Annotated in this window: 18 protein-coding genes; 10 read left to right on the top strand and 8 right to left on the bottom strand. The window is 71.3% G+C overall.

From position 1 onward, the window contains the following. Positions 1 to 13 precede the first annotated feature (13 nt). Genes ACZ62B_RS01000 through ACZ62B_RS00990 form a run of 3 tightly spaced genes read right to left on the bottom strand, consistent with a single transcriptional unit; the run spans position 14 to position 2,078 of the window. On the bottom strand, positions 14 to 412 hold the full coding sequence (locus ACZ62B_RS01000) for a hypothetical protein (protein WP_469689072.1): 399 nt from the start codon (positions 410 to 412) through the stop codon (positions 14 to 16). After that, positions 409 to 1,104 carry a response regulator transcription factor gene (locus ACZ62B_RS00995; RefSeq protein WP_344559986.1) on the bottom strand — a complete coding sequence of 232 codons (696 nt, stop codon included), beginning with the start codon at positions 1,102 to 1,104 and terminating at the stop codon, positions 409 to 411. Before ACZ62B_RS00995 ends, ACZ62B_RS01000 begins: the two co-directional genes overlap by 4 nt. Further along, positions 1,101 to 2,078 carry a HAMP domain-containing sensor histidine kinase gene (locus tag ACZ62B_RS00990; protein WP_344559985.1) on the bottom strand — a complete coding sequence of 326 codons (978 nt, stop codon included), beginning with the start codon at positions 2,076 to 2,078 and terminating at the stop codon, positions 1,101 to 1,103. Before ACZ62B_RS00990 ends, ACZ62B_RS00995 begins: the two co-directional genes overlap by 4 nt. Before the next feature lie 303 nt (positions 2,079 to 2,381). Here ACZ62B_RS00990 and ACZ62B_RS00985 point away from each other — a divergent pair, with 303 nt between their 5' ends. The 6 genes from ACZ62B_RS00985 to ACZ62B_RS00960 all read left to right on the top strand — a co-directional run bounded on the left by ACZ62B_RS00985 (position 2,382) and on the right by ACZ62B_RS00960 (position 6,949). Further along, on the top strand, positions 2,382 to 2,705 hold the full coding sequence (locus ACZ62B_RS00985) for a TraR/DksA family transcriptional regulator (protein ID WP_344559984.1): 324 nt from the start codon (positions 2,382 to 2,384) through the stop codon (positions 2,703 to 2,705). Positions 2,706 to 2,748: 43 nt separating this feature from the next. Next, positions 2,749 to 3,120 carry a TraR/DksA family transcriptional regulator gene (locus tag ACZ62B_RS00980; RefSeq protein ID WP_201263131.1) on the top strand — a complete coding sequence of 124 codons (372 nt, stop codon included), beginning with the start codon at positions 2,749 to 2,751 and terminating at the stop codon, positions 3,118 to 3,120. After that, positions 3,117 to 3,920, top strand: a complete 804-nt coding sequence (locus ACZ62B_RS00975; RefSeq protein ID WP_382054088.1) for a rod shape-determining protein — start codon at positions 3,117 to 3,119, stop codon at positions 3,918 to 3,920. The genes ACZ62B_RS00980 and ACZ62B_RS00975 overlap by 4 nt, the downstream gene beginning before the upstream one ends. A gap of 44 nt (positions 3,921 to 3,964) precedes the next feature. Continuing rightward, positions 3,965 to 4,588 (top strand): Rv1733c family protein, encoded by a 624-nt coding sequence (locus ACZ62B_RS00970; RefSeq protein WP_344559982.1) that lies wholly within the window; start codon positions 3,965 to 3,967, stop codon positions 4,586 to 4,588. A 333-nt stretch (positions 4,589 to 4,921) separates the two neighbouring features. Next, complete coding sequence (locus tag ACZ62B_RS00965) at positions 4,922 to 5,929, top strand: glycoside hydrolase family 11 protein (protein ID WP_344559981.1); 1,008 nt, start codon at positions 4,922 to 4,924, stop codon at positions 5,927 to 5,929. A 27-nt stretch (positions 5,930 to 5,956) separates the two neighbouring features. Further along, complete coding sequence (locus ACZ62B_RS00960) at positions 5,957 to 6,949, top strand: polysaccharide deacetylase family protein (protein ID WP_468882486.1); 993 nt, start codon at positions 5,957 to 5,959, stop codon at positions 6,947 to 6,949. Positions 6,950 to 7,000: 51 nt separating this feature from the next. Here ACZ62B_RS00960 and ACZ62B_RS00955 read toward each other — a convergent pair whose 3' ends face one another. After that, positions 7,001 to 7,642 carry a dienelactone hydrolase family protein gene (locus ACZ62B_RS00955; RefSeq protein ID WP_468726121.1) on the bottom strand — a complete coding sequence of 214 codons (642 nt, stop codon included), beginning with the start codon at positions 7,640 to 7,642 and terminating at the stop codon, positions 7,001 to 7,003. A gap of 14 nt (positions 7,643 to 7,656) precedes the next feature. After that, the gene (locus ACZ62B_RS00950) at positions 7,657 to 8,052 is read right to left on the bottom strand and encodes a DUF2267 domain-containing protein (RefSeq protein ID WP_344559978.1); all 396 of its coding nucleotides are present in this window, start codon (positions 8,050 to 8,052) and stop codon (positions 7,657 to 7,659) included. Between the two features lie 146 nt (positions 8,053 to 8,198). Between ACZ62B_RS00950 and ACZ62B_RS00945 the strand changes: the two genes are divergently transcribed. The 3 genes from ACZ62B_RS00945 to ctaF all read left to right on the top strand — a co-directional run bounded on the left by ACZ62B_RS00945 (position 8,199) and on the right by ctaF (position 10,762). Then, positions 8,199 to 8,534, top strand: a complete 336-nt coding sequence (locus tag ACZ62B_RS00945; RefSeq protein WP_468882172.1) for a DUF6343 family protein — start codon at positions 8,199 to 8,201, stop codon at positions 8,532 to 8,534. Between the two features lie 204 nt (positions 8,535 to 8,738). Further along, a complete protein-coding gene (gene ctaD, locus ACZ62B_RS00940; RefSeq protein WP_468882469.1) occupies positions 8,739 to 10,346 on the top strand; it encodes an aa3-type cytochrome oxidase subunit I in 1,608 nt (535 codons plus the stop codon). Beyond that, positions 10,343 to 10,762: an aa3-type cytochrome oxidase subunit IV gene (gene ctaF / locus ACZ62B_RS00935; protein ID WP_344559976.1), complete on the top strand. Its 420-nt coding sequence runs from the start codon at positions 10,343 to 10,345 to the stop codon at positions 10,760 to 10,762. Before ctaD ends, ctaF begins: the two co-directional genes overlap by 4 nt. Here the strand turns inward: ctaF and qcrB are convergent. The 3 genes from qcrB to ACZ62B_RS00920 form a co-directional block, all read right to left on the bottom strand. After that, a complete protein-coding gene (gene qcrB / locus ACZ62B_RS00930) occupies positions 10,723 to 12,381 on the bottom strand; it encodes a cytochrome bc1 complex cytochrome b subunit (protein WP_468882176.1) in 1,659 nt (552 codons plus the stop codon). The genes ctaF and qcrB overlap by 40 nt on opposite strands. A gap of 138 nt (positions 12,382 to 12,519) precedes the next feature. Continuing rightward, entirely contained in the window at positions 12,520 to 12,840 is a 321-nt protein-coding gene (locus tag ACZ62B_RS00925) for a DUF2795 domain-containing protein (RefSeq protein ID WP_073936819.1), read from the bottom strand. A 79-nt stretch (positions 12,841 to 12,919) separates the two neighbouring features. Continuing rightward, the gene (locus ACZ62B_RS00920) at positions 12,920 to 13,933 is read right to left on the bottom strand and encodes a LacI family DNA-binding transcriptional regulator (RefSeq protein WP_344559974.1); all 1,014 of its coding nucleotides are present in this window, start codon (positions 13,931 to 13,933) and stop codon (positions 12,920 to 12,922) included. Between the two features lie 302 nt (positions 13,934 to 14,235). On the opposite strand from ACZ62B_RS00920, the gene ACZ62B_RS00915 reads away from it, so the two are divergent. After that, positions 14,236 to 15,543, top strand: coding sequence for an ABC transporter substrate-binding protein (locus tag ACZ62B_RS00915; RefSeq protein ID WP_344559973.1), 1,308 nt, complete (start codon positions 14,236 to 14,238; stop codon positions 15,541 to 15,543). The last annotated feature ends 76 nt before the right edge of the window (positions 15,544 to 15,619 follow it).

The following is a 15,619-nucleotide window of genomic DNA, read 5'->3' as shown; positions in this document are numbered from 1 at the left end:
GGAAGAGGGGATCTCAGGTGCTGGAGGCCGTGGGCGGGGCGCGCCCCAGGTCCGACGGCATGTGCGCGGCGGCGGGCGGCGCGTGCCCGGCCGCCGGAGCGGGCCGGGCCGGCCGGGGCGGGACCGGCGGCGTGTGCGCCGCGGTGAAGAGCAGATGACCGGCGGGCACCGTCCGCTCACCGGCGTCCCGTTCCGGCCTGGTGAGCGGGGTGCGGGCGCCGACGTAGGCGTCGTCGCCGTAAGGACGGGTGTCGGACTGGTACGCCGAGGCGGCGGAGGAGGAGGCGGCGGGGGAGAGTTCCGCGCCGTGGGTGAACCCGAGGGTCAGCAGGACGGCCGCGAACGCGGCGAGGGCCGCCGCGGCGGCCCGGGACGGAAGGCGGGCGGAGCGTCCCCGCCGGTCGGCGGTCAAGGCTCGACGAGCCCGGCGCGGATCGCGTAACGGGTCAGTTCGAGGCGGTCCCGCAGCCCCAGCTTGTGCAGCAGGTTCTCGCGGTGCCGCTGGACCGTCTTGACGCTGATGAACAGCAGCTCGGCGATCTCCTTCGACGAATGCCCCTCGGCGACGAGCTTGAGCACCTCCTCCTCGCGCGGAGTCAGCAACTGCTCCGGCGCCTCCTCGCCGTGCCGGACCCGGTCGAGGTAGTTGCGGATCAGGGCGGTCACCGCACCCGGGTACAGGAACGGCTCGTCCCGCATCGCGGCCCGGCAGGCGGCGACCAGGTCCCGGTCCGCGACGGACTTGAGCACATAACCGCCGGCCCCGGCCTTGAGCGCCTGGAACAGGTACTGCTCGTTGTCGTGCATCGTCAGCATCAGGATGCGCAGCCCCGGCCTCAGCGCGGTCAGCTCGCGGGCGGCCTGCAGACCGGTCAGCCGCGGCATGGCGATGTCCAGGACGGCCAGGTCGACGTCGTGGGTGCGGGCCATGGCGATCGCCTCCGCGCCGTCACCCGCCTCGGCGACCACTTCCAGGTCCGGCTCCCGGTCGAGGATGAGCCGCACACCGCGCCGCACCAGCGCGTGGTCGTCGGCGAGCAGGATCCGGATCGTGGTGTCCGTCCGGCGGTCGTCGTGGGTGTCCTGGGTGTCCTGGTGGTTCATGACTGCTTCCTGAGAGTGGGCACGGTCAGCCGGACCCGGGTACCGGCCGGTGTCGCGGAGGTCTCGCCGGGGCCGGAGATGTCCAGCCCGGCCCCGATCAGCAGGGCCCGCTCCCGCATCCCGCGGAGCCCGGCGCCCTCGCGGGCGGCACCGATGCCGCGGCCGTCGTCACCCACCTCCAGAACGACGCACCCGTCGGCGGCACGCAGGCTCACCTCCACGCACCGCGCCTCGGCGTGCCGCGCGGCGTTGGTCAGGCTCTCCTGCGCCACACGGTAGATCACCAGCTCCGCCTCGTGGTCGAGAGCGGGCAGATCGGAGTCGAAGCGGCGCAGCACGCGCAGCCCGGTGTGCGTGGCGAACTCGGTGGCCAGCGAGGTGACCGCACTGACCAGGCCCAGATCGTCCAGGACGCCCGGACGCAGCCTGCGCACCAGCCGGCGGACCTCGTCGAGGCTCTCCCGGGTGATCTCCTGCGCCTGCTGGAGTTCACCGCGCAGCGGCTGGGACGCCTCGTCGGCCGCCCGCTTCAGCGCCAGCAGCACGGCGGTCATGCTCTGTCCGACCTCGTCGTGCAGCTCCTGGGCGATACGGCGCCGCTCGCCCTCCTGGGCGAGGATGGCGCGGGCACTGCTCGCGACGCGTTCCCCCTCCAGCCGCTCCAGCATCGAATTGAACGTGCTGACCAGTTCGGCGACCTCGCCGCCACCGCGCACGGGCAGCCGCTGACCGGGGCGCAGCAGGTCCACGGTGGTCATCAGCCGCGTCACCCGGTCCAGCGGGGCGAGGCCGATGCGCAGCAGGGCCGCGTTGGCGACGAGCATGACGCCGAGGCCGCCCACCAGGATCACCGCCTCGGTCAGCAGCACCGGAACGGACACGGTCACCGGAGCCCACAGCAGCAGCGCGGTGGCACTGCCCAGCACCACCGCGTTGAGCCCGAAGATCCGCCAGTACAGGGACACGGAGGTCACGCCTTCCTCTTTCTCGTCTGCCTCTACTGTCGGTCACCGCGCCATCCCGTGCGGCTGCGGCCCCCTTGTCCCGGCGGACACCGGCCAGCCTGCACCAGGAGCGGCCCCCGGTCGATGGGCCCCGCGACCCATTTCCGCCGGCCCGCCCGACCCACACCGGGCGGGGTGGGTCCTCGGACCCCGCTCAGATGGGTACCGCGCCCGATGGGCACCGGGACGGGAACGGGCGAGGGTGGGGACAACACCCGTACGTCACTCCCGTACGTCACCCCCGTACGTCACCGTCCCCGAGGAGGACCGGCCATGTCGCTCGACCTGCCCCGCACCGAAACCCGCACCGCCCATCCGGCCGCCGACGAGGTCCGCCAGCGCCTCGAACACGCCCGTACGACCCGGCTCGCACAGCTCAAGGCCCTCGACGAAACGGGGCAGAGTCCCGGCGACCACCTGATGTCCAACCAGAAGGACGCCATCAAGCGTGTCCTGAAGGAGATCGACGAGGCCTTCACGCGCGTCGACGACGGCACCTACGGCACCTGCCTGGGCTGCTCCAAGGCCGTACCGCCGGAGCGGCTGGAAATCCTCCCGCACACCCGGTACTGCGTCGCCTGCCAGGGCCGCTCCTAGATCCTGTCGTCCTTCTCTCCCGCTCTGCCCAAGGGGTGCAGTGGTGACCCACCAGACCATCGGCGAGCGCGACACGGTCCTCGACGACGAGGACCTCGCCGCGCTGCGCGAGAACCTGCACGAGCAGCGGCTGTTCCGGCAGGAGCAGCTGCGGCAGTTCGCCGTCCACTCCTCGAACCGTGCCGACGACCGGCGCCGGGAGGCGGACGCCGCCCAGATCGAGGTCGGCGTCAAGCTCGCGGCGTCCGCCCGCATGGTGCTCGCCGACGTCGAGGCGGCGCTCGCCCGGATGGACTCCGGGCAGTACGGCACCTGCCACCTGTGCCGCCGCGCCGTCGAACGCCACCGCCTGCTGATCGTCCCCCAGGCCCGCTACTGCGGGCGCTGCCAGCAGGTGCGGGAGGCCGGCCGGTGACCGTGATCCGGCGCTCCCTTCCGGCACCGGTACGGCACCGGCACTGGCCGCTGTGCCGGCGCTGCTCGGGTATCGCTCTCGACCTGGGCAGCGCCCGCACACGCGCGTGGATCGCCGGACGGGGCATGGTCCTCGACGTGCCCACCGTGACCTTCCCGGGCACCGGCGCGATCCACCCCATCCAGCGCGGCACCATCGTCGACACTCCCGGTACGGCACGGATGCTGGAGCGGCTGCTCGGGCACCGGCTGCCCCGGATCGGCCGCCCGCTGGTCGTCGTCACGGCGCCGGTCCTGGACGGGCTCGCCTTCCGGACCGCCGCCCGCACCGCCGTCGAGATCCTCCGCCCGCGCGCCGTACTGACCGTCCCCGGCGCCCGCGCGGTGGCCCTGGCGGCGGGCGCCGACCACGTCCGGCCGCTGCTCGTCGTGGACATCGGCGCCCACCTCACCGAGGTGGTGCTGCTCGTGGACGGCGCGGTCACCGACGCCCGCCGCACCGCGCTGGGCACCGCCGACCTGGCCGACGGCACGTCGCCCGGCGACATCACCGCGGCGGTGGTCGACATGGTGACCGCGATGCTGCGGCAGGACCGCACCGGGCTGACCCGTGCCGCCCTGCGCCGGGGCGTCCTGCTGGCCGGCGGCGGCGCGCTGCGCCCCGACATCACCCGCGACCTCCCCGCCGGCCTCGGCTGCGCGGTCCAGCAGGTCCCGTCGCCGCACACCGCCGCCGTCCGGGGCGCCGCCGGCCTCCTCGCCTCGGCGCACCACCACCCCTCGGTCACCGGAACCGTCTGACCGGCCCGACCGCCCGCGCCCCGCCCCCGGAAGGAGTCCTTGACGTGGCCGGCGAGATACCTCCGGCACAGCCGCCCCCGGGCCCGCCCCCGCGCCCCCTGCTGTGGCGCTGGCGGCGCAACCCCCTGCGCCGGCGCACCGACACGCTCCACGCCTGGCTCGGCCTCGGGGCGCTGATCGCCGTACTGGCCGTGGCACCCGTGGCCGCCGTCCTCGCCGGCGACGCCGCCCGCCGGCATTACGAGGACACCGCCCGCCACCAGAACCAGACCCGGTACGAGACGGACGCGACCCTCGTCCACGATGCCCCGCGCCACCCCGAACCGGGCTCGGACGAGGAGAGGGAGACCCGCTACCCGGTCGAGGTCCGCGTGGTCACCCGCGAGGGGCGGACCCGCACCACCCGGGCGGAGGTCCGGCCGGGGCTGACCGCCGACAGCACCGTACGCATCTGGGTCACCGCCGACGGCGAGGCGACGGACCGGCCGCTGAACCGCGAGGAGGTCCGCAGCCGCACCATGGGCTGGGCCCTCCTCGCCGCCATCGGCGTCGCCCTCACCGGCGCCGCCGCCCACGCCCTGACCGGCCTGGCCCTGCGCCGCCGCAACCTCGCCGACTGGGACACGGCCTGGGCGAAGACGGCCCCGCGCTGGACGACACCCACGTGAGGCGTGGCCACCGTCCTCCGGACCCGGCATTCCCTCGTGACCCGGCATCCCCTCGTGAGCCCGCGACCGGCAGGTGACATCGCCGGTCGCGTCCGGGAGAACGAAACTTTCGCTTGCCTCGCATCAGAGTTCGACATCTCTCCGCCGCTCGGTACGGGACCCCTGAATTTGACCGGTTAAGTACATCCGCTGAGCTGGGCTTACGTGAATCATGCCCAGTTTTTGATCAAGCGAAGATTTCGAAACATTCACCGAAACTGTTGACGGTTGACGCGTGCAGACCAACACTGTCCGGCATCGAACCCCCACCGAGCCGCACAGGAGGCGCACCACATGCACGTGTCCGCACATCCGAAGGGCCGCAGACGCGGCCGCCTGCTGCTCAGCGTCAGGAGCGCCTGGACCATCGCGCTGGCCGCCGTCACCGCACTGCTCCTGACCGCCACCACCGCCACCGCCGTCACCACGAACCAGACCGGCACCAACAACGGCTGGTGGTACTCGTTCTGGACCGACTCCCAGGGGACCGTCTCCATGGACCTGGGCTCCGGCGGCAACTACAGCACCCGGTGGAGCAACACCGGCAACTTCGTGGCCGGCAAGGGCTGGAGCACCGGCGGCCGCAAGACCGTCAACTACTCCGGTTCCTTCAACCCGTCCGGCAACGCGTACCTCACGCTCTACGGATGGACCACCAGCCCGCTCATCGAGTACTACATCGTCGACAACTGGGGCACCTACCGGCCCACCGGCGAGTACAAGGGCACCGTCACCAGTGACGGCGGCACGTACGACATCTACAAGACGACCCGGTACAACGCCCCCTCCATCGAGGGCACCAGGACCTTCGACCAGTACTGGAGCGTCCGGCAGTCGAAGCGCACGGGCGGCACCATCACCAGCGGCAACCACTTCGACGCGTGGGCCGGCAAGGGGATGAACCTGGGCAACCACAACTACATGATCATGGCCACCGAGGGCTACCAGAGCAGCGGCAGCTCCAACATCACCGTGAGTGAAGGCAGTTCCGGCGGCGGTGGCGGCGGTGGCGGCGGTGGTGGCGGTGGCAACACCGGTGGCTGCACCGCGACCCTGTCGGCCGGCGAGAAGTGGGGCGACCGCTACAACCTCAACGTCTCGGTGAGCGGCTCCAGCAACTGGACCGTCACGATGCGGGTCCCCTCCCCGGCGAAGGTCTCCTCGACCTGGAACGTCAGCGCCTCCTACCCCGACAGCCAGACCCTCGTCGCCAAGTCCAACGGCAGCGGCAACAACTGGGGCGCGACGATCATGGCCAACGGCAACTGGACCTGGCCGACGGTCTCCTGCAGCGCAGGCTGACCCCCACCACGAGGAGGACCACCGCAGATGACCACCGGAAAAGCCCCCCGGTCCCTGGTGTCGGGGCTGGCCGTCGCCGCGCTGACCCTGGCCGGCACCGCCACCGCGACCCTCGACGCCGCACCGGCGCACGCCGCCGCCTGCAACGGCTACGTCGGACTCACCTTCGACGACGGCCCGTCGACCGGCAGCACCATGAACCTGCTCAACGCGCTCAAGCAGAACGGGCTGCGGGCCACGATGTTCAACCAGGGCCAGTACGCCGCCGCCAATCCCTCCCTGGTCAAGGCCCAGGTCGACGCCGGCATGTGGGTCGCCAACCACAGCTACACCCACCCCCACATGACCCAGCTGAGCCAGTCCCAGATGGACTCGGAGATCGCCCGCACCCAGCAGGCGATCGCCAACGCCGGCGGCGGCACACCGAAGCTGTTCCGACCGCCGTACGGCGAGACCAACTCGACGCTGCGCGCGGTCGAGGCCAAGTACGGTCTGACCGAGGTCATCTGGGACGTCGACTCGCAGGACTGGAACAACGCGAGCACCGACGCCATCGTGCAGGCCGCCTCCCGGCTCACCAACGGCCAGGTCATCCTGATGCACGACTGGCCGGCCAACACCATCGCCGCGATCCCGCGCATCGCGCAGAACCTGGCCTCCCGGGGCCTGTGCGCGGGCATGATCTCCCCGCAGACCGGCCGCGCCGTCGCCCCCGACGGTTCCGGCGGCGGGGGAGGAGGCGGTGGCGGCGGCACCGCGTGCACCGCGACCCTGTCCGCGGGCAGCCGCTGGGGCGACCGCTACAACCTCAACGTCTCGGTCAGCGGCGGCAGCGACTGGACGGTGACCATGAACGTGCCGTCCCCGGCGAAGGTCTCCTCGACCTGGAACGTCAGCGCGTCCTACCCCGACAGCCAGACCCTCGTCGCCAAGCCCAACGGCAGCGGCGACAACTGGGGGGTGACGATCATGGCCAACGGCAACTGGAACTGGCCGACCGTCTCCTGCAGCACGGGCTGAGACCGGGGCGGGCCGCGGCACACACCGTGCCGCGGCCCGCCCCGCGCCCGGTCACAGATGGTCGCGGAACCAGCCGGCGGCGAGTTCGGCGACCTGCTCCAGCGCGCCGGGTTCGGGAAAGAGGTGGGTCGCGCCGGGCACCACATGGACGCGGTGCGTCGCGGACAGCCGGACGGCGGCCTCACGGTTGAGGCCGAGCACCGTCTCGTCGTCGCCGCCCACCACGAGCAGCACCGGGCACGCCACCAGACCGAGCGCGTCGCCCGCCAGGTCCGGGCGCCCGCCCCGCGACACGACCGCCGACACCCGCCCCGGCCGCTCGGTGGCGGCCACCAGCGCCGCCGCCGCTCCCGTACTGGCCCCGAACAGGCCCACGGGAAGGTCCATGCCGTCCGGGCGCTGCTCCAGCCAGTCGACGGCATGCGCCAGCCGCCGGGCCAGCAGGCCGATGTCGAAGCGGTGCCGCCCCGTCGCGTCGTCCTCGCGCTCCTCCTCCGGGGTCAGCAGATCCAGCAGCAGCGTGCCGAACCCCGCCCCCTGCAACGCGGTGGCGACCGCCCGGTTGCGGGGGCTGAGCCGTGAGCTGCCGCTGCCGTGCGCGAACAGCACCACCCCGCGCGCCCCGGCGGGGACCACGAGGTCCCCGGACAGGGCCGCCGCACCCGAGGGAACCGTCACGGACTCGGAGACCATGCCCGGTCACCTCCTCAGTCGGTGTCGTCGGTGGCACGGCCGACGGGCAGCAGGCCGCCGATGTCCCTGGGCAGCGCGGCGACCAGCTTCTCCGTCAGCTCCGGGGTGAGGGCCGCGTCGAGCACCTCCAGTACGGCGGCGGCCTCGCGCACGGCCGCGTCCTCGTCCGTCTCCGCGCGTCCGGCGATCCGCCCGGCGAACGTCGTCAGGTCGAAGCGCTCACCCGAGGTGGTCTGCCGCATGGGCGCGGCCAGGGTCGGCGGCAGCTGGGCGGCCACATGGCCCGCCAGCCCGGACGGCAGCCGCTCGGCCAGCGTGCTCAGCACGGCCCGGGTCGCCCGCTCGGACGTTCCCCGGTCCGGCAACCGGGTGAGAGCCTGCACTTTTCCGATGAACTCGTCGTGCTGCATGAGGCGCTGTCCTTCCTCATGGTGCGGTGGTCGGCGGTCGGGCAGGGGACGAGTACCCGGAACGGGTCCGCACCAACGAACGCCGGTTTGTCACCGGGGACGGCGGCTACCCGGCAGACGCGAACGTGAGGGAGGAGGTGTCCGGCGTGCGTGACCCCCGTACCGGTCCCACCCGCGAGCCGGTCCCCCGGGCCCGCTCCGGAACGATCGGCCGCCGCTTCCCGCGGACCGGCACCGAACCGGTCACCGCGCGGAGCCCGCTGCGGCTGCGCCTGCTGCTCGTCGCGGTCTTCCTGCCCCTCTTCCTCGCGGGCACCGCGCTGTTCGGCACCTGGGCCGCGTGGTCCGACGCCGGCGACAGCCCCGGCCGGGGCCCGCTGATCCTGCTCGCCGTCGTCTGCGGCGTGCTCGCGCTGACGGCCCTCCTGGACCTGACGGTCGTACTGCGCCGTCTGCGACGGGAACGCGGCACCCCCCACTGAGCGGCCCCCGCACACGTCCCCCGGTCCCTTCGGTGTCGTGGACGCCGGTTGTGGGCGTACCGGACTAGTCTCACGTTTCGGATCCGAGGACGAAGGGGACCCAGCCGTCCGTGACAGGGCCGTCACCGGCCGACGGCGTGCCGACCGGAGAGGCGGTCGCAAGTGACCGAGTTGCAGGAAGGCCGCGTACAGGCGGCCCGTCCCGTGGCCCCGCCCCTGGGACGGGCACTGGTGCGGCTCACCCGCACCACCGACCACAAGGTCATCGGCAACCTGTACATGGTGACCTCGTTCTGCTTCTTCCTGTTCGGCGGGGTGCTCGCCCTGCTGATGCGGAGCGAGCTGGCCCGTCCGGGGCTGCAGATCGTCACCGAGCACGAGTACAACCAGCTCTTCACCATCCACGGCACGATCATGATGCTGCTGTTCGCGACACCCATGTTCGCCGGTTTCGCCAACGCGATCATGCCGCTGCAGATCGGCGCCCCCGACGTCGCCTTCCCCCGCCTCAACGCCCTCTCCTACTGGCTGTACCTGTTCGGCGCGCTGATCGTGGTCAGCGGGTTCCTCGTACCGGGCGGCGCCGCCTCGTTCGGGTGGTTCGCCTACGCGCCGCTCACCGACGAGGTGCGCAGCCCCGGCGCGGGCGGGGACCTGTGGACCATGGGCCTGGTGGTGACCGGAGTGTCCACGACCCTGACCGCGGTCAACCTCATCGCCACCATCCTGTGTCTGCGCGCCCCCGGCATGACGATGTTCCGGATGCCGATCTTCACCTGGAACGTGCTGTTCACGTCGATCCTGGTGCTGCCGTCCTTCCCCGTCCTCACCGCCGCGCTGTTCGCACTGGAGGCCGACCGCAAACTCGGCGCGCACATCTACGACCCCGCGAGCGGCGGGGCGATCCTGTGGCAGCACCTGTTCTGGTTCTTCGGACACCCCGAGGTCTACATCGTCGCCCTGCCGTTCTTCGGCATCATCACCGAGGTGCTGCCGGTCTTCTCCCGCAAACCGGTCTTCGGCTACCTCGGTCTCGTCGGCGCGACGATCGCGATCACCATGTTGTCGGCGGTGGTGTGGGCGCACCACATGTTCGCCACCGGGGCGGTGCTCCTGCCCTTCTTCTCCCTGATGTCGTTCCTGATCGCGGTGCCCACGGGGGTGAAGTTCTTCAACTGGATCGGCATCATGCGCCACGGCTCGCTCTCGTTCGAGACACCGATGCTGTGGTCCGTCGGCTTCCTGGTGACGTTCCTGCTGGGCGGTCTGAGCGGGGTGATCATCGCCTCCCCGCCGCTCGACTTCCACCTCACCGACAGCTACTTCATCGTCGCCCACCTGCACTACGTGCTGTTCGGCACCGTGGTGTTCGCGATGTTCGCGGGCTTCTACTTCTGGTGGCCGAAATTCACCGGGAGGATGCTCGACGAACGCCTCGGGAAGATCCACTTCTGGTCGCTCTTCATCGGTTTCCAGCTCACCTTCCTGGTCCAGCACTGGCTGGGCGAGATGGGCATGCCCCGCCGCTACGCCGACTACCTGACGGCCGACGGCTTCACCGCCCTCAACACCGTCTCGTCCCTCGGTGCCCTGCTGCTCGGCGCCTCGACCCTGCCCTTCCTCTACAACGTGTGGAAGACCGCCCGGCACGGCAGGAAGGCCGACACCGACGACCCCTGGGGGTACGGCAGGTCCCTGGAGTGGGCGACGAGCTGCCCGCCGCCGCGCCACAACTTCACCGCCCTGCCCCGCATCCGCTCCGAGTCACCCGCCTTCGACCTGCACCACCCGGAGAAGGAGTGGCGCTCATGAAGACCGAGGCGGTGCTCTTCGCCGGCGTGGCCGTCTTCTTCGGGGTCACGGCGAGCGTCTACGGGGCGTGGGCCCGGGACCCCGCCGGTACGGCCGTCCTGATCGTGGCCTTCCTGATGGCGGCACTGGTGTCCTTCTTCCTCACCGTGCAGTACCGGCGGCGCGGGCGCCGGCCCCAGGACACGAGGGACGCGGAGGTGGCCGACACCGCCGGACCGGTGGAGTTCTTCCCGCCCGACAGCCCCTGGCCGATCACACTGGCCGGCGGTTTCGGCGTCGCGGCGGTGGGCGTGGTCTACGGCGTGTGGCTGCTGCTCATCGGGGTCGGCCTGCTCGGAATGGGTGTCTTCGGCATGGTCTTCGAGCACGCGGGACGTCAGGAGCCGGGCGAGCCGTCCGCAGAGGAGCCGCGCTGAGCGGGTTCCCCGGCCGTGACCTCGGACGTGTCCTCCCCGGGCGGTGCCTGACGCGGCCGTGACGGGCCGGTGACCCATGTGCCCAGCACCCCGCGCAGCCGCGCGAGACGTCCGCCCCGCCCGTCGGCGGCCGGCGCCGGCACCGGCAGGCTCCCGCGCAGCACGGTGTGACGCTCGGCCGCCTCCAGCGGCCGGCGGCTCTCCACGTATCCCCCCTCGACCGACTGGCGTACGTCTCCCGTCTCCTCGCCCTCCTCCATCCGCTCGTACTCGGCCTCCTGAAGGGCCAGGCACACCCGCTTGGTGACCATGAAGGCGGCCACGGGCACGACGAGGGCGGAGATCCGGAAGATCCACGTCAGGAGGTTGAGGGAGACGTCGAAGACGAGGGAGATGATGTCGTTGCCGCCGGCCAGCAGCAGGACGGCGTAGAAGGAGGTGCCGGCGACACCGAAGCCGGTGCGCACGGGCCGGTCGCGCGGCCGGTCGCACAGATGGTGCTCCCGCCGGTCACCCGTCGCCCACGCCTCCAGGAACGGATAGGCGTACAGCACCGTGAACAGGGCGGCCGGCAGCGCCACGGCGGGCAGGAACACGTTCCACATCACGGTGTGCCCGGCGACCTCCGTCTCCCAGCGCGGGATCAGCCGGAGCGATCCCTCCAGGAAGCCGACGTACCAGTCCGGCTGCGAACCGGTCGACACATGGTCCGGGCGGTAGGGCCCGTAGGTCCACACGGGGTTGATCTGGGCGACGGCACCGAGGAACGCCAGCACCCCGGACACCATGAACATCAGGCCCGTGGACGTGGTCATGAACTGCGGGAACATCGGTTTGCCGACGGCGTTGCGATTCGTCCGTCCGGGCGCCGCCCATTGGGTGTGCTTGAGGTAGAAGACCAGGATCAGGTGGACGACGACGAGCGCGACGATCAGCCCGGGGAGCAGCAGGATGTGCAGCGAGTACAGCCGGCTGATGATGTCGTCCCCCGGGAACTCGCCGCCGAAGGCGAACATCTGCGCGTACGTGCCGACGACCGGGATCGACAGCATGATGCCCTGCGCGATCCGCAGCCCGGTCCCGGAGAGCAGGTCGTCGGGGAGCGAGTAACCGGCGAAGCCCTCGGCCAGGGCCAGCATGAACAGGGTGACCCCGATGATCCAGTTCGCCTCGCGCGGCTTGCGGAACGCGCCGGTGAAGAAGATCCGCAGCAGGTGTGCCCCGATCGCGGCGGCGAACACCAGGGCCGCCCAGTGGTGGACCTGCCGGATCAGCAGCCCGCCCCGCACGTCGAAGCTGATGTCGACGGTGGACGCGAAGGCCTCGGACATCCGGATGCCCCGCAACGGGACGTACGACCCCTCGTAGACGACCTCCGCCATGGACGGCTTGAAGAAGAGCGTGAGGTAGACGCCCGTGACGAGCAGGACGATCAGGCTGTAGAGCGCCAGTTCGCCCAGGTAGAACGACCAGTGGTCCGGGAACGCCTTCCGCAGCAGCCGCCCGCCCTCACTGACCGGCAGCCGCCCGTCCAGCGCCCCGGTACCGCGCTCGGCGGCACCCCGTGCCTTCCCGGCGACCGCCTGAGCCTTCCGCCGACCACCCGGAAAAAAGATCATGTCGAGAGCCGTCCATGGGGGGATGGAGTCAAAGCATGGGTAGTCCGAAGCGGCCGCTCCGAAACAGCCGGAAACGGCCGGAGGACACCCGCCCTCCTCTCACACCCCCGAACGGCTCACCCGCGCCGTCCGCCGGGGTCAGCGGTCCAGTTCGTCCTCCACCGGCGGTTTCGGCACGTCACGCAGGTGCTGGGACTGTCCCCGCCTGCCGCCCGCACGGGCCTGCTCCGCCTGCTGCGCGGGGCTCAGGCCGAGGTCGGAGTCGGGGTCCACGCGCACCGACCGGGCCACCTCCTCACGATTGGCGTACTGCTCGGCGGGAATGCCGCGCAACGCCTTGACCACGTCCGGCGCGGCACCCGACCGACTGGCCGCCTGGACCAGGTCGTCCTTGCCGGCCGGGAAATCGACGTCCTTGATGGCGCTCACCACGTCCCGGGCGCTCGTCCTGTGGGCCATGGCTCCTTCTCCCTCATCGCGGTACTGGAACCTCCCGGGTAACCGCCGTCGCCCGTCCCTCACCTCCGCGAAAGCCCCGCTACGAGGACTCCCGCACCACCAGCTCCGTGGGCAGCGTCCGCTGCTGCCGGGGCCCGCCCTGCTGGGTGATGCCGGTGAGGATCCGGGCCATGGTGCGGCCGATCTCCTCCACCGGCTGGCGCACGGTCGTCAGCGGCGGGGCGGTGTGGCGGGCGAGGACGGAGTCCTCGTAGCCGACGACGGCGACGTCGTCGGGGACCCGCAGTCCCCGCCGGCGCAATTCGGCCAGGGCGCCGACCGCCATGAGGTCGGAGGCGGCGAAGACGGCGTCCAGATCCGGGGCGCGTTCAAGTAGCGAACGCATGGCCCGGCAGGCGCCCTCCTCCGTGAAGTCACCCTCCTCGACCAGGAGTTCGTCCGCGGGCACCCCCGCCTCCCGGTGCGCGGTGTGCCAGCCGGCGAGCCGGCTGCGGCCGACGTCCATGTCCAGCGGGCCGGTGATCGTGGCGATCCGGGTCCGGCCGCGGTGCAGCAGGTGCCGTACCGCGGCGGTCGCGCCCCCGGCGTTGTCGGAGTCGACGTAGCTCAGCCGTTCGCCCGCGTCGCGGCGGCCGGCCAGCACGGTCGGCAGGCCCATCTCCTCCAGCATGCCCGGCAGCCGGTCGTCGGCGTGCACGGAGACCAGCAGGACGCCGTCCACGCGGTGCGTCGCCACCGTCTCGGTGAGCTGGTCGCGTTCGGCCTGGTCGCGGACGAGCATGAGCTGAAGCTGGGTCCGGCTCTCCGCGAGGGCGCCGCTGACACCGCGGATCAGCGCGGCGAAGAACGGTTCCGAACCGAGCCGGCTCTCCGACTCCGGGATCACCAGGGCCACCGCGTTGGTGCGGTTGGTCACCAGGCCGCGGGCGACCGAGTTGGGAACGTAGTTCAGCTCCTTGATCGCGGCCAGGACCCTCGCACGGGCGTCGGCACTGACCAGGTCCGAGCCGTTGACGACGCGGGAGACCGTGGTGCGGCCCACGCCTGCGCGGGCCGCGACCGTTTTGATGGTCGGACGGCGGTTGCCGCTCATGTGCTCCCCCCTGGGCGGCCGCGGCGGCGATGCCCGCCGCGGAGATGACCTGCGGCAATTCTTGCAGACGCCGCCGTCGGCCCAGCACCCCCCGGGGGCGGGACGGCGGACACGGGGTCCGTTACGAAACGACAAGTTGGTTTCAAGTTATTGACAGACCTATCCGCTAGCCATGAGTCTTCGTTGCGCGGTGGGAACGTGCCCACCCCGGAATGGGTACGTACCCATCCCTATCAGAGCCGCTGTAGTCATCGCAGAACTCGTCACCTCGGTGTGTCAGCGCCGTCGCTAGGAGGAGATCCATGGGCACTTACGGTTCGTCGCGCAGGAAGGCGGTGGCGTCGGCCGCGGCCGTCGGCGCGCTGGCACTCGTCGTCGGCTGCGGCGGCAGCGACGACTCGGTCACCGGTGGTGGCAAGAAGGACGGCAAGGTCACCATCACCATGGGCCTGTACGGCGTGATGGGCCTCAAGGAGACCGGCCTTCTCGAGCAGTACGAGAAGGAGAACCCGAATGTCGACATCAAGGCCGACATCGCCGGTGACGAGCAGACGTACTACACCGCGCTGCAGACCCACCTCGCCGCCGGCAACGGCCTGAAGGACATCCAGGGCATCGAGATCGGCCGGGCCAAGGAGATCACCGAGACCCAGGCGGACAAGTTCGCGGACTTCTCCGACGTGGCCGGCACCGACCACTTCCTGCCCTGGAAGGAGTCCCAGATCAGCACCGCGGACGGCAAGGTGCTGGGCCTGGGCACCGACATCGGCCCGATGGCCGTCTGTTACCGCAAGGACTACTTCGAGCAGGCCGGCCTGCCCACCGACCGCGAAGAGGTCGGCAAGCTGTGGGAGGGCGACTGGAGCAAGTACGTCGAGGCCGGCCGCACCTTCAAGAAGGACTTCAAGGGCGACAAGGTGGCGTTCACGGACTCGGCCAGCGGCCTGTTCAACGCCATGGTCTACGGCTACCCCGAGCAGTACTACGACGAGAAGGGCGACCTGATCTACGACAAGAACCCGGCCGTCAAGGAGGCCTGGGCGCTGGCCGCCGATGCCGCGGAGGAGGGACTGACCGCCAAGCTCCGGCAGTTCCAGCCGGGTTGGGACCCGGGCCTGGCCAACGGCACGTTCGCGACCGCCGTGTGCCCGGCCTGGATGCTCAGCCACATCAGCGAGAAGGCCGGTGAGGCCAACAAGGGCAAGTGGGACGTCGCCAGGGCACCCAAGGGTGCCAACTGGGGCGGCTCCTTCCTCGGTGTGATCGAGCAGAGCCCGGTGAAGGAGGAGGCCAAGAAGCTCGTCGCCTGGCTGACCGCGCCGGAGCAGCAGGCCCACATCTTCAAGGAGATCGGCAACATCCCGTCCTCCGAGAAGGCGCTCCAGGCCGACGACGTGAAGAACGCCAAGTCGGAGTACTTCGACAACGCGCCGATCGGCCAGATCTTCGGTGCCGCCGCGCAGGAGATCCCGGACAAGCAGGTCCTCGGCCGCAAGGACGGCACGATCAAGGACACCTTCTCCCAGGGCCTGGCCCTGATCGAGCAGGGTACCGCGCGCGACGAGGCGTGGAAGACCACCACGGAGCGCATCGAGAAGGCCGTCGGCTGACCCGACGCCTTCCGCGGCCACCCGGGCCCGTCGGGCCCTGTCGTCGGACTCCCGTCCGTCTCACGACGCCGTGCGC

The sequence above is a fragment of the Streptomyces sp. NPDC053426 genome, from assembly GCF_055585405.1.
Note: the sequence above shows the minus strand (reverse complement) of the source record. Positions and strands in the feature narration are given on the sequence as shown.